The 14,395-nt window shown below is 40.9% G+C and carries 9 protein-coding genes; 3 read left to right on the top strand and 6 right to left on the bottom strand.

Going from position 1 to position 14,395, the window contains the following annotated elements; all coding sequences use genetic code 11:
• The first annotated feature begins 21 nt into the window (after nucleotides 1–21).
• Nucleotides 22–1,650 (top strand): mechanosensitive ion channel family protein, encoded by a 1,629-nt coding sequence (locus tag QWZ17_RS11585; RefSeq protein ID WP_290305370.1) that lies wholly within the window; start codon nucleotides 22–24, stop codon nucleotides 1,648–1,650.
• Nucleotides 1,651–1,768: 118 nt separating this feature from the next.
• Here the strand turns inward: QWZ17_RS11585 and QWZ17_RS11580 are convergent, their stop codons facing one another.
• The 5 genes from QWZ17_RS11580 to QWZ17_RS11560 all read right to left on the bottom strand — a co-directional run bounded on the left by QWZ17_RS11580 (nucleotide 1,769) and on the right by QWZ17_RS11560 (nucleotide 9,539).
• Complete coding sequence (locus tag QWZ17_RS11580; RefSeq protein WP_290305369.1) at nucleotides 1,769–2,377, bottom strand: Pycsar system effector family protein; 609 nt, start codon at nucleotides 2,375–2,377, stop codon at nucleotides 1,769–1,771.
• A 191-nt stretch (nucleotides 2,378–2,568) separates the two neighbouring features.
• On the bottom strand, nucleotides 2,569–4,137 hold the full coding sequence (locus QWZ17_RS11575; protein ID WP_290305368.1) for a hypothetical protein: 1,569 nt from the start codon (nucleotides 4,135–4,137) through the stop codon (nucleotides 2,569–2,571).
• A gap of 2 nt (nucleotides 4,138–4,139) precedes the next feature.
• Nucleotides 4,140–5,984 (bottom strand): glycosyltransferase, encoded by a 1,845-nt coding sequence (locus tag QWZ17_RS11570; RefSeq protein WP_290305367.1) that lies wholly within the window; start codon nucleotides 5,982–5,984, stop codon nucleotides 4,140–4,142.
• 112 nt (nucleotides 5,985–6,096) lie between these two features.
• Complete coding sequence (locus QWZ17_RS11565) at nucleotides 6,097–8,178, bottom strand: cellulose biosynthesis cyclic di-GMP-binding regulatory protein BcsB (protein WP_290305366.1); 2,082 nt, start codon at nucleotides 8,176–8,178, stop codon at nucleotides 6,097–6,099.
• Between the two features lie 14 nt (nucleotides 8,179–8,192).
• A complete protein-coding gene (locus tag QWZ17_RS11560; protein WP_290305365.1) occupies nucleotides 8,193–9,539 on the bottom strand; it encodes a sensor histidine kinase in 1,347 nt (448 codons plus the stop codon).
• A gap of 111 nt (nucleotides 9,540–9,650) precedes the next feature.
• On the opposite strand from QWZ17_RS11560, the gene QWZ17_RS11555 reads away from it, so the two are divergent.
• Nucleotides 9,651–10,745, top strand: a complete 1,095-nt coding sequence (locus QWZ17_RS11555) for a glycoside hydrolase family 5 protein (RefSeq protein ID WP_290305364.1) — start codon at nucleotides 9,651–9,653, stop codon at nucleotides 10,743–10,745.
• Nucleotides 10,746–10,795: 50 nt separating this feature from the next.
• Nucleotides 10,796–11,776 carry an acyl-ACP desaturase gene (locus QWZ17_RS11550; protein WP_290305363.1) on the top strand — a complete coding sequence of 327 codons (981 nt, stop codon included), beginning with the start codon at nucleotides 10,796–10,798 and terminating at the stop codon, nucleotides 11,774–11,776.
• Between the two features lie 202 nt (nucleotides 11,777–11,978).
• Here the strand turns inward: QWZ17_RS11550 and QWZ17_RS11545 are convergent, their stop codons facing one another.
• On the bottom strand, nucleotides 11,979–14,276 hold the full coding sequence (locus QWZ17_RS11545; RefSeq protein WP_290305362.1) for a PAS domain S-box protein: 2,298 nt from the start codon (nucleotides 14,274–14,276) through the stop codon (nucleotides 11,979–11,981).
• Nucleotides 14,277–14,395: the final 119 nt, after the last annotated feature.

The following is a 14,395-nucleotide window of genomic DNA, read 5'->3' as shown; positions in this document are numbered from 1 at the left end:
TTTAACAGAAATATACCTGTTATGCGTAAAAATTATTACCTGCTAATCCTGCTTTTAATTTTATCATTTACCACCTACGCGCAAAACCCGGTTAGCTTGCAGCCCCAGCCGGTAATTATTAACAGCGATACGCTTTTTAAATTTTACGCCGGCCAGGGTCTTTTTGAAGCCAAAGAACGGGCCGCGGTGGTAACCCAACGCATCGAGGGGCTTATAAATCATATAGATTTCAATAAGGATTCGTTGAAGCTTAGTAATGATAGCAACCTATCGGTTATCACCTATAAATCGCAGGTTATTATGGCGGTTAATAACCAGGATGCCAAATTCTCTGAAGTTAATCGCCAGCAGCTTGCAGCCAGCTATTTAAATATCCTTAAAACCAAGCTGGGTAATTACTTTGCCAACAACAGTACGCAGCAGGTAACCATCAATATATTGGAGGCTGCTGCTGTGGTTATCCTGCTCATTATTTTAATATGGGCGCTTAACAAAATGGCCCGGTGGGCGAAATTAAGGTTACTTAAAGCCTGGGAAATTCGCGTGGATAAACTGGCAGCCAAAGGGGCGCCCGTTGCGTACGCTCACCGTTTGCTGCCTTTAATTACCGGGCTATTGCGTATAGGACGGTTTGTGCTCATCATACTACTTGTATACCTGGCACTACCGGTGCTGTTCTTTATTTTTCCATCATCGCAACCCATAGCTAATTTACTGTTGGGATATATTGTAACGCCGTTTAAGAGCATTTTGCTTGCTATAGTGAATTACATACCCAACCTGCTTACCATAGCGGTTATTTATGTGGTTACCCGTTATATTGTAAAACTGGTAAAGTTTATTGCTAATGAAATTGCGCAGGGTGCTATTACCATCAACGGATTTTATGCCGAGTGGGCAATGCCCACTTATAACATTATCAGGGTGCTGCTTTTCGCGTTTATGTTTGTGGTAATTTTCCCTTACTTGCCAGGGTCCGATTCTAAAGTTTTCCAGGGTGTAACGGTGTTTTTGGGTGTGCTGTTTTCTTTAGGATCATCGTCGGCCATATCCAACATGGTATCGGGTATTGTACTTACCTATATGCGCCCCTATAAAATTGGCGACCGTATAAAGGTTGGCGAAGTAAGCGGCGATGTGGTAGAAAAAAACCTGCTGGTTACCCGCCTGCGCACCATTAAAAATGAAGATATTACCATTCCCAATGCCACCATACTAAGCGGGCATACCGTTAATTATACCACCGTTGCCAAAACCATGGGCCTCATATTAAATACCACCGTAACCATTGGTTATGATGTGCCCTGGCAAACCGTGCATAACCTGCTCACCAGTGCTGCCCTGGCAACAGAAGGCGTTATGGCCGATAAGCAACCCTTTGTGCTGCAAACTGCCCTTAATGATTTTAACGTGAGCTACCAGTTAAATGCTTATACCGCGTTATCCAACCAAATGGCCGTGGTATATTCGCGGTTGCATCAAAACATACAGGATAAATTCAACGAGGCCGGGGTGGAGATCATGTCGCCGCACTACACTTCACTGCGCGATGGTAACCACATTCAAATTCCAGATGGCTATGTGCCAGAGGGGTATAGCAAGCCTGGGTTTAAGGTTGAGGGGGATTTGGGGTTTAAACACGAGAAATAACTAAGCGGTGAAAGCCTTGGTAAGTTTTAAAACCTCGCAAGTCTGGATTTGCAGGCGAATGCGATGGATTCCTGAAACGAGTTCAGGATAGCTTCGCTTTTGCAAACCGCAATCTCCCTCAAAATCTGTAGCTAATCAACGGCGAGTTATTGTGCCGCATAGACGAGCCGATGAACGTAATGATGGCAACTATAAGTCCAACCATAAAAATATTGTAGGCGGCCCTTAAAAGGCGGTACTTGCGGCCAAGTACTACCCCCTGTGAGTACACATCCTTAATCAGGCTATCATATAAAAACTCATCGTCTGTAAGAATAGCTTTCATGCCGGCAGCGTATTCTTCCAGTTTCATGCTGTAAAAATTACCAAAAAAGAGCAGGTTTACACTCTTTCGCTGTATATCCTGCGGCGTAAAACGCCCCTTGGGAATACTGGGGCGGGTAGCCAATATGGCCAGGATCATGGTAAGCAGGCTTACAGAAAGCAGGATGTACGACGGCAGCACCAAAAAGGGATCTTCCTTTAAATTCCTTAAGACCAAACTGATAATGGCCGAAATGATGATGGAATTTACAGTGATCAATATCTGCGCCTTATTATCGGCCATATCACTTAACCGGTGATCATTGGCGGCAGTTGCCCTCAGCAAGGCTTCCATGGCTGTATTAGGGCCGGCAGATTCTTTTATTTCATTAGTAGATGTGGGTTGCTCTTGCTGATTGGGCATGGTATAATTTATTGTAAGGCTAAATTTAGCAACAATGTGTAAAGGAACAAAACCTCTTAAGGCATAGCCTCCCAAAATTGGCCAATGAATCTTCGCCATAGCAGCCTTCCTCTCTAAAATGAAAAAACCTGCCACAGGGGCAGGTTACATTTAGTTATAGAACAGTTAATAGTTAAAGTTCAAATTTGGTGTTACTGTATGCTGATGATTTTATATAGCACCCAGTTATCTGTTTCGTAAACACGTTTGTAGTTTACACCGCTGTTTACCACACGGATGAGTGGAATATACCGGTTATTAAGCTGTGTATACCCTGTAAAAGGATTCTTGGCTGTGGCGATCAGTACATAGTCGTCATATTTATAGGGCGTTTCTATCCCGCTCAAAAACAGTTCCTGGTATGGCAGGGTTAACTCCTTAATATCATTGGTAAAAGCAGCAATGGGGTAAGCTACAGCATCATCCATCAGCACATGGGAGTTTTTAGGCAGGCTGTTGATATAATCGGCCATTTCCATACTTTCATGCTGATCTGTATTGGGGGTCCGGTTAAGCAGGGTAGTCATATAACTCCTTTCTTCCGGAATAAGCGAATTGCGCAAAAAATCAAACCCGGTATAAAACTGCGCCAGCACCACAAGCGTTACTATAACTTTAAACACCCGTTGGTTTTTAACGGTTTGCGCTTTAAATATTAAACACAGCAATGCCAGGACGAGGAACGCCAGGTAATACTCATAAGTAAGATAAAGCTTATCATACTCAATGTGCAAAAACTCAATAAAAGCAAATGGTGTTAAAATGGTTAAAGCCTGGTAGGTACTTTCGCGAAACAGGTATATGGCTACCAAAATAAGCGGACAAAAATAAACTACTCTTGCCGATATCAGTACCGAAAGCTCGGGCAATTGATAATTGGTAGCCGCGGTGGTCATATCGTAATTGAGCTTATCAACCAACACTGTCCAGGTGGCATACGGGCTTTCTATGAAATAGTTAAGATCATTGGCGTGGGTTAGGTTGAGCAACTTATAGCAAACGATAGAGGCTATAGGCAATATAAACAGGATAACATAAATGGCAAACGTTTTACTGATTAGTTTACGCCGCAATGAAGGGCTGTTAAAACTTAAAAATAACCTGAAAATAGATTCCTTTTCGCCCAGGTTTAAGCTTTGTAGCGTAATTGCCAGTACCAGGGGTACAAAGAACAGGGTAAGCCAGATGAATTTATAATCGCAAAAAATAAGCGTAACCAACGACATACTGGCCAGCGAAACGTGAAACGTTGTATTGGAGCGGTAAAACTTAAGCAGGTTAAAAAAGAACAGGAAGAAAAATATAAGTACCAGGTAAATGGCCTTACCCGATGTTGCTGTATAAACAATGCCCGGGTGAAAAAAGAACATCAGGATAACCAGGTGCAGGTAAAAATCGTCGTTTTTAATACGGCTGCTCATGGCCGTAGCTATGATATAAAACAAGGCGGCCGTACCCAGGGCAGATGCAATTACAGGCGCCAGGTAGGTACTGATAGAGCTAAAAATAATGGAGCAGTAAAAAGGCAAAAGGGGCGCTGTAAGGCCCATTACCTTAATGCGGTTACCAACACCTTCAAAAATGATCTTGGTTTTTTCAATGTAAAAGATAGATTCCCTGTTATAATACCCCAAATGGTTTAAATACACGCCCATTACAATATAGTAAACGGCAAGCATCGCGGTTATTATAAACAGGTATTGACTTTTTGAAATCCTCATTTTTATTTAACAACGTTTGTAGGGTTATTAACTTTACTTAAACCATGATTGGTTTTCTCCCAGTAAAACGGATTGGTAATAAGCTGATACAATCCCATATAAGCGGCCGCCGAGTGCATTAACCAATAAACCGGGTTGGCAATGGCAAACAATATCAGCTCAAAATAGCGACGTTTAAACACAGCCATCATGTTTACGTAAATCATCAGGATGTTACCCACCATAAGGTTAAATATCGCCATAAATAAAACCCAATCCGGAAATAACGACCGGATAGTTGAAAAATCAAATACAACGTAACAAATAAATATGGTGAGCAGTAAAGGGTACACCAAAAATGTTGCTGATGTGGCACCGATAAAAAAGTTAAAGCCTAAAAAGCCTTTCCAGCCTACTTTACGCCACAAGGTTACGGGATTGCGCATATGTACCAGCCAGGTTTGCATATATCCTTTAATCCATCTTGAACGTTGCCGTATCCAGTTAAAAGGTTCATTGTTGGCCTCTTCATAGGTGGTTGAATTTACAATGGCCACTTTATACCCCTTGGCATAGGCGCGTACGCCAAGATCGGCATCTTCGGTTACGTTAAACGGGTCCCAGGCACCAAGTTCAACCAGGGCATCCATTTTAAAGTGGTTACTGGTACCACCCAGGGGGATAGGGATATCCAGGGTATCCAGCCCCGGCAGCATATAATCAAACCAGTATGAATACTCCAGGGTAAACATACGTGTTAAAAAGTTTTCATTACGGTTAAAGTAATTTAACGCACTTTGAATACAAATGTAGTGCTCTGGCAGTTTGCTAAACAGCGTTACTACTTTTTTAAGCTGATCTGTATCCGGAATATCCTCGGCATCGTAAATGGTTAAAAATGTTCCTCTTGAAAAGTGTAAACCATAGTTACAAGCCTTCGGTTTGGTTTTAGGCATATGGAACGGCACCACAATTACCTCAAAAACAGCGGGGAAGTCAAGGTTTTGTACCGCTTGTAACGTTTTGTCATCATCTTCCTCAATGAGTAGTTTAATATCCAGCAATTCGCGCGGATAATCTAAACTCTGCAAGTTCCAGATAAGTTTTTTAATAAGCTTATCTTCTTTGTATACAGGTAAAAGGATGGTGTACGGCGGCAATTCGTCGTTAACAACGGCGCGTACTTCCTCCTTACTTACCGCCTGGTGCAGCTCAAACCGAGAACCCACCAGTGCCAAAAACAGTTTAAATATAATAGCCACCAGGAAAAATAAACTGATGATTACGTTAAGGATAATGGATGTATTTTTAAAGCTTAATACCATCCCGATAGCTATAATAGCCAGCAAACTAAAAATAACGATAAGCTGCGGAGGGGTAAAAGTTATTGACGCCGAACTCTTGGGATCGCGGCGTAAAAGCTCATAAACCGATGCTTTAACATACTTTTCACCAAGCAACTTGTGACTTAGCCAGGTGATATCTAAATCATAAGCAATGATGATATCCGGTTCCATATCATAGGTAAACCTGATAAAGTCTATAAAAAGCTGGTCGGTAGGGTCGGCCATTAAGGTTACCACCCTGTTGTTCTCTACCCTGAGGGGCAGAGCCAGGTGATCGTTGGCAAACTTAAGTTCAACCTGCTTTAAAATCTCGGGGTCAAATTCCTCTGCCCTTATTTGTGCAAAATGGTAACCTGCGTTGCTTAATGAGCGTTCATAATTTTTACGGGAGATATAGCCAAAGTTAAGCGCGATCTTAACATACGCCATTCCCGATTTTTCTGAAAAACTTTTAATCTTTACCTGATCGCCTGGTGTGATAAATCCGTCATTAACCAAAAGTTCAGGAATTGAAATACTCATTATATATAATGTAAGTTACTTTATTGGTAGTAAGTATCAAGTAGTAGGTAGTAAGTATCAAACAGGTAGCCTGATTTTAAAAATCTTACTACTTGATACTTACTACTAAATTTTAATCGTTAAACAGATCCTGTGATTTTTGAACCCTTGAACGAACGTACAGGAATGATAACAGTATCAATATCAATATACCTAACAGTATGTAAAGATTGTAGCTATCCCAAAAACGGGTTAAACCACTTTTGGTATCAATGTACTCCAGGTTTTCGCTCGATTTATTGATGTTAAACAGGTATTTGTTTGAGTTAACATCAGAGATACAAACGTTGCTTGATAGGGTGGAAAGCTGTTCGGTAATTGATTTCGACGCGGCTAAAAACGCTTCACCCACATGTTTACCGGTCGCGGTAATTACCAGTGTGGCATTATTGCTGCGGCCATAAAAAATTTGCGCCAGGCCGGCCGACACCGTATCTGACAATGAGTATACCGGCGTGTTGTTATCCGTTCTGTACAGCCTGAAATCTCTTTCAAAGTTGATAGGCGCATCCTGGAACTGTTTAAGCAACTGATCATCTTTTGATAACAGGGCAATGATATTGAATTTTTTAAGATCGGTAGTTGGGATAGCGTCAGAGTAAACAAACTCGGGGAAGTTGTTGGCGTTGATGTTGTTGTTTAACTCATAAATAATCTCGCCCATAGCACCGGCTGCATATTTAGCGTAATCTTTGGTTACCACTATGCGGGTAGTACCGGTGTTAAATGCTTCAGGGTATTGGTAAAAGCTCAGATCGCTGGTCACAAAAGGGTTTTTTGATTCCAGGTATGATTTATCTACATCAACTTCGGCAAAAAAGTTGGTAAAGCTGTCTTTACAGTGACCACTGGTTGGGTAAAACCTAAATTCGGCCTCCAGGGTATTGTATTTATGGTGCTGGTAACGGTTAATGGTGATGGCTGTATTTAATTTACCGGTCCCATCCAGCTTTTCGCTGCTGATCAACAAGCCATTCAGGTAAATGTTAAAGAAACCACGGTCCCCTGGGTTTAAAGCGCTGTAGTTAGCCACAAAACGAATTTCAACTTCTTTTGGGGTAAAACTAAAATCGCTGTTTTTGAAACTATAGGAGCTTTTCAATGAGCCAATGCCCGATAAGAAGTCGCTTACACCACCTATTTGTTTCAGTGATAATTTTGAGCGGTTTTCATCAATGGTTTTTGAAAAAGTATTTTGTGCTTTTTCAATCAGCAGGTAATCGCCATAGCTTGAGTTAAGTATGTTCATGTTACCTAAAGCGGTAATGGCTTTTTCATAACCGGCATCATCGCCACCGGTTATAAATAAAATCTCTTGCGGAATGGTTTCCTGCGTAGCTGTTTTTACCGCGCTTAATACACCGTTGGTTTCTACCATACGCGTATTGGTATCAACTACGGTAACGATTGATTTGTTTAGATAAAATAAACCCTGACCTGCTTGCGGAGTAATTTTTACCAGGTCGCGGCTGGCGGCAGGTAATTCATTTATGGTACCAACTTTAATGTAGTTGCGTATGCTATCTGGTAAATGAGCTTCGTCATAAACCATGATATCGCGCGTTTGGGTTTTTTTAAGGCGCGAATAAGCCCAGGCTACCGCCTTAAGATCTTTTAACGTTGGATTTGACGGATAAACTATCGCTTTTTTTGAATCAAAGCAGTTGCTGATATTTACGTTATCAAAAAAGTTTTTATTACTACGAATGAGCGACAGGTATGAATAATTTTTAACCTTCAGCCACATTGCCGGGTTATCCAGATCGCGGCACACATCATCGGTAATAGTAAGCAGGGTTTTGATCTGTATTTTCAGGAATTTATCGTTTGAAAGATCGGCCCTGGTTAAATTAAGCGCTATACGCTGTATAGAATCCTTAGTCATCCTGCCGCTGTAAGCAGGTTTATTATTTATAACCACATTGATATAAGAGCGCTCTTTCAATAAAGCCTGCGATGGCTCAAAGTATAAAACCACCTTGCTGCCATTCATTTCGGTAAGCGGAGTGATTTTAAAATAAAATGAATTAGCACCGCTCATTCCATATATCATATCATCATCATGTCCCAGCGCTTTAAAGGTTACAATGTTTTGTGCTTTAGATGCTGTACTCAGTAGAAATACAAAAGCTAATAAGGAAAGAAATTTATTCATCTGGTTGTAAATAATTAATTTATAACGTAAAATTCTACTCTGAAATAATTACCGTTTTCATCGCTGCGATAGGTTAGCTCGCCGCCCATTTCCTGGGTCATTAATTTGGCTATGGATAAGCCAAGGCCTAACCTGCTTTCGCCAACGCCCGATGTATCGTTTAAGGTTTTAAGCTTGTTAAACATCATATCTAACTCGCTTTGCCCTATAGCAATACCCTCGTCAATAATTTCAAAAACAAAGTGCTGGCGCTGAAGGCTGGTTACCACTTTTAATGTATTATTGGTTTGGGAAAATTTTATAGCGTTTGATAAAAGATTTTGAAATACCTGACCGGTAAACACCTTATCGAGCCTTACGTTAAGCGGTAGTTTTAAAACGTTATCAACAAGGTGAATGTTTTTCATCAGCGCTGTTTCATACAAGCCTTTAAACACATGCATCACCTCAATGTTTACATCAAAAATTTCGATGTTGAATTTCATTTCCGGCGATTCGATCTCTTTAACATCCATCAGCTTATTAAGCATGTACTGCATTTTTTCGGCCGATTCGGCAATGTAGCCCACAAACTCCTTCTGATCATTACTTAAGCGATACTCTTCCTCCTTGATCATGTTGTTGCTCATCACAACAGAACCTATCAGGTTCTTCAAATCGTGCCCGGCAATGTTAATAAAGCTATTCTTTTGCCCATCAAGCTTTCGCAATTGCTCATATTGCATATCAATAAGGTTATTCTTCTCGTTGATAGCGGTATTCTGTTGCTTTAGCTGATCGTTTGATTTTTCGATGAGGATTTGCGAGCGTACATCGCGCTGCATTACCTTATAGCGTGTGTTAGGTATAAGACATGATATGGCAGCTATGATAAAAAACAGCTGACCGCCATTGTTAATCACAATATCCAGGTTGTACTCATGCTGCGCGTTAAAAAATATAGCAAGCAGCAAAATGGCTAATAAAAACTGTATAATGGAGTTAATAGGTTCCCAAAATACCAGCAGGTTAAAAAATAAAATAATGGTGGCGAAAATGGAATAGTAAACATTTAGGCTTTGTACGTTTACAATATTACAAAGTAAAGCCGATGTAACGGATAACAACAGCATGGCTACATGCAGCAATATTCGGTAGTCATATTTTTTGTATTGAATAAAACTGTGTAACCCATAAATAATTAAGCAGGTGATGATACGTACAATGATGAGCTGAATCCAGATGTCTTGTGCATAGATGTAATCAACAATAGCAAAAAGAGGGTACAGGAAAACAATGGTAAAAACAATATTATTAGTCTGGAACCACGCTTTTTTTGAGGTCTCTTTTATTAATTCTTCTTTGGTAATTTGAACAAACATTATTCGTTATCTTAGAATTATAAATTAAAATTAAGGCCTGTGTTAATTATCAAGGTTATTAGCTGTGCTGCAAAAAGCAAAACTATCCGTTTTACGCAGCTTTTAAACTTTTTGTTAACATTATTATTCTTAACAATAAATTTCCCTGTTGCAAAAAGCAGTCCAAAACAAGCCCAGCCACGTGTATTAGCGTTTAAACGCGCAAAAAGTTTGGATAACGGGGTTAGTTTTTCATGGCTTGAGCAAACGTGGAACAAGGCACCGCTTGGCCAGGGCGCTATAAAAGACGCCGATTTTAAGCTGCTAAAAAAGCTGGGATATAAAAGTCTCAGGCTGCCAATAGCCTTCGCGTATTTTGAAAACGGGCAAATACCAACGGCGCAATTATTCATCTACATTGATAAAGTGGTTAAGCAAAGCCGTAAATACGGATTTAAATTAGTTTTGGATTTACACAATGGTAATTTAAATGATACTAATTATACCGCCCAAACAGCTAAAATTATCAATATATGGCTTAACATAACAAAAAGATACGCCAGTGTTAGCGCCGACGATCTGTTATTTGAGTTATACAACGAGCCTCCCCACATGAACCCCGATGTGTGGAAAGATGCCGCTTACAACATAGTAACAGCCTTACGTAAAGTTGATAAAACCCGCACCTATATTATAGGCGCATCAAACTATAACAGCATTTATGAACTAAGCCGCTTTGTAAGGCTTGCAGATGAAAACATCATTTATACCTTTCACTTTTATGAACCTTTCTTTTTTACGCACCAGGGAGCGGCCTGGATTGGCAACCAGGTTGCAACAACCGGGGTAACATTTCCTTATAGTGCGGAAAATTTTCCAGCCCTCAATCCCAATGCAAAGGGAACACCGGGCGAATCGCACTATAATTTATACCCAAAAGATGGCAATGAACGCTCTGTGAACGATAAATTGCAGATAGTTAAAAACTGGGGCAATAAATACGCGGTTCCCATTATTTGCGGCGAGTATGGGGTGTACAATAAGTACGCCGATTTGGATAGCCGCTGCCGGTATATCAAAGCGGTGAGGGCGGCGTTAAAGCGATTAAACATTCCTGGAATGATGTGGGATTACAACAGTTCGTTCTCCATATTCGCGGGCCCTCCTTCTATACTTAATTTACCAACGTGTATGCAAGACGCAATAGGTTATAATCCCATAAAATGATGTAACTTTATTGTGCTTTAAATGTTACCTTTGCTCAATAATACGGTTATATGGAATTTTTTGTAGAAAAACGACGAGAAGTAATGGGGCACATTGAAAAATTCATGCTCGAAAAGATGTATGATTTTTTGAAGCCGGTTGACAGCATTTGGCAACCATCAGACTTTTTGCCCGATTCGTCAAGAGATTCTTTTTTCCAGGAGATTAAAGAACTGCAGGAAAGTGCCGGAGGTTTAAGCTATGACCTGATTGCCGTACTAATTGGCGATACCATTACCGAAGAAGCGTTGCCTACCTATGAATCATGGTTAACCATGGTTGATGGTGTAAGCAAAAACGAAGATGGTGGCTGGATGAAATGGACCCGCCACTGGACCGCCGAAGAAAACCGCCACGGCGATTTGCTAAACAAATACCTTTACCTATCCGGTCGTGTTAATATGCGCATGATGGAGGTATCTACCCAGTACCTGATTGCCGATGGCTTTGATATTGGTACCGGTACCGATCCGTATCGCAACTTTATCTACACATCTTTCCAGGAATTAGCAACCAATGTATCGCACAGGCGTGTGGCATCGCAGGCTAAAAAAGACGGCGATACCCTGTTATCAAAAATGTGCGGCGTAATTGCCGGCGACGAAGCCCGTCACGCCAAAGCGTACAAATATTTCATTGAAAAGATATTTGAAGTTGACCCGAATGAGGCCATGATAGCCTTTGAGGATATGATGCGCAAAAAAATTGTAATGCCGGCCCACTTTCTGCGCGAAGTAGGTTTAAAAATAGGCCAAACCTTTGGCCACTTTACCGATGCCGCCCAGCGTTTAGGCATCTACACGGCTATTGACTATGTAGATATCCTGAAAGAACTGATTGAAGACTGGCACATTGAAAGCGTTACTGATTTAAACGAAACCGGCGAAAAAGCCCGTGATTACATCATGAACTTACCAACCCGCCTGCTACGCGTTGCCGACCGTATGAAAAACCCAATGCTGGAGTATAAATTCAGCTGGATAAACGGCTAAGCCCGATATAAAATTACAAGATGTTAAAAAAAACATCGATACTATAATCCCCTCTTTTTTGTTAACAAACAGAGGGGATTTTTTATTATGGCGCGCATCTTCTGATCTTTTTTTGTCACATTGTGGCACAGCGATACAATGCTGGCTGGCAATTATGGGCTATGGAAATAATCTGGCTGCCAACTCCTTTTACTACCAAATCTTACAACATTACTGCGTTATCAATTTTTTTGTGTATAAGGTGTACAATATCGTCCATTTGGTTTACACTTTCGCTTAGTTTTGGAAAAATCTCCTGACGTTCTTCTTCAGTTTGAGCTAAATCTAACAAATTCATGAGGCCCAGCATAGTAGCCACCGGTCGCCTAATTTCGTGCGAGCTTAGCCACGCTACTTCGCGTAAAAACTCATTTTGGCGTTTTATTTCTTCCTCCTTTTCGCGGCGCGATGTAATGTTTTGATAAACAGCCACATATCCAATATATTGATTTTGTTCGTCGTAAGCCGGAGTTAGCTCGGCGCTAATGTAAACTTTTACTTTTTGTTTGGTGCAAATCACCAAATCGGTAGCAAACGCTTCACGTTGGCCTTGCCTGCTTATCATATCATTAATTTGCCGGCCGCCATCATCTGTGCCGCATAAAAACTCAGCAGGCAATTTACGGGATACCTCATCTGGCGTATAGCCGGTTAAATCGGTAAATGCCCGGTTTACCCATCGCACCTGGTTATTAGCATCAGTAACAACAATCATATTATTCACACGGGTAATAATATCAGCCAGGCGCTTGTTTTCCTGATTGCTGCGTTTGAGATCGTCAATATCTTTTATAGCGCCTATCAACCTTACAGGTTGCTTTTGCGCATCAAATACAAAATAGCCCTGGTCAACAACATACTTGTATTCGCCATTGCCGGTGTTTACCCGGTATTCACATTCCCAGTTGGTTTTACCCTCGCTGCGTATTTTTTGCTGGCTGGCAACTACTTCTGCCACATCATCGGGGTGGATAAGCGAACGCCACCATTGTAATGTATGCCCTACCCGTTGTACATCAATTAGCTGACTAATGCTGGTGTTATAAATAATATGGTCATTTACCATATCCCAATCATAAATAACATCCTTGGTAGCCCGGGCAACCAGTTCATATCGCTCAACAGCTTCTTTCAGCTGAATGTCTTTAGCCTTACTTTCGCTGATGTCAGCAAAATAAACAGCCACGCCATCATCGGTGGGGTAGGCAGCCAATCTAATCCATTTTTTTAATATAGGCGAGTACTCTTCGGCTTTAACAATAATACGCTCGCGTAGGGCCTTTTGGTAAAAAGGGTATAAGGCATTTTGTTGAATAGGGAAAAGATCAAAGATGCTTTTCCCGGTAATTTGACGGCCTTGCCAACCCGAGATTTGTTCAAATAAAGGGTTAAAGCTGGTAATGTTCATTTCGTTATCTAACGAGAAAAAGGCATCGCTTATATTATTAAGCGTACTTTCAAGGCTAAACTGATATTTGTTTCGTTCAGCCTCCATCATTTTAAGTTCGGTTATATCCTGCATAGACCCTATAACAGTAACCTCGCTTGTAGAATGTTTATCTATCCTGGCCAATTGCCTGATGTAGCGGGTGTCACCGTCTATACCTATAATACGATGCGTAACGTCGAGCTGTTTGCCGGTGGTTACCAATTCATGCAACCCCTTAATCATTCGTTCTCTGTCTTGCGGGTAAATGTGCTCCAGGTAAATATCAAAGGCAGGGCGCGAATCATCCGGGGCTATTCCCGTAATCCGATAAACCTCTTCAGACCAGGTTAGCTTATTGACAGCCGGCAAAAACTCCCAGCCTCCAATTTTTGAAATTAATTGCGTCTCTTTTAACTTACCGCGTTCTTTTTCAAGATCAAGGTTCACCTGTTCCAGTTTTTTCTCAAACAATACCTGGTCGGTCATATCCCGGGCCATGATGAGTACATGAGGCTGGTTGTTAAAGATGATTTTGTGCGATGTTATAATCACATAAATAAGTGTACCATCTTTTTTTAAATGGCGCCAGGCACCGCTGCGGTTTAAATCATTTGAAAGATGTTTTGACGATGCGATAACCTTTTGCGCGTCTTCGGCGGGCCGGATATCTAAAATAGTTTTCGACAAAAATTCATCTTTGCTAAACCCGTATGAGGCTATGGCAGCATCATTTACAGATGCAATTTTTAAAGTTTCCGCATCATAAATCCACATCGGATTGGGGTTCGACTCGTACATATTGCGATACTGTAATTCGCTATTTTTTAGCAGGCGGTCGTCAGATTTGATGAAATAATATAAAAATATGCCGGTTACAAGTACAAATAAGTACCCCTTACATGAGCTGATGAGCAGCACTTGCTGGTGGCTAAAATAACTATCGAAATAATAAAGCAGGCGGTCGCTAAAGGTTATCCAAAGCAGGCTTACAATTACATATAAAATAACAATGCGGAGTGCTCCATATCTCATAATTGCAGGTTACTTATAGTTGTACGGGCTATTGCGGATTTAGTTGCGTATTATTGATAATTTTATAGTTGTAAATAAAATAATAAAACAATGGTTAATGTTTTTTAATGCAGAATTTT

It is taken from the genome of Mucilaginibacter flavus, from assembly GCF_030409315.1.
GTDB lineage: Bacteria > Bacteroidota > Bacteroidia > Sphingobacteriales > Sphingobacteriaceae > Mucilaginibacter > Mucilaginibacter flavus.
The sequence above is the reverse complement of the archived record's forward strand: the minus strand, read 5'-3'. Positions and strand labels throughout refer to the sequence as shown.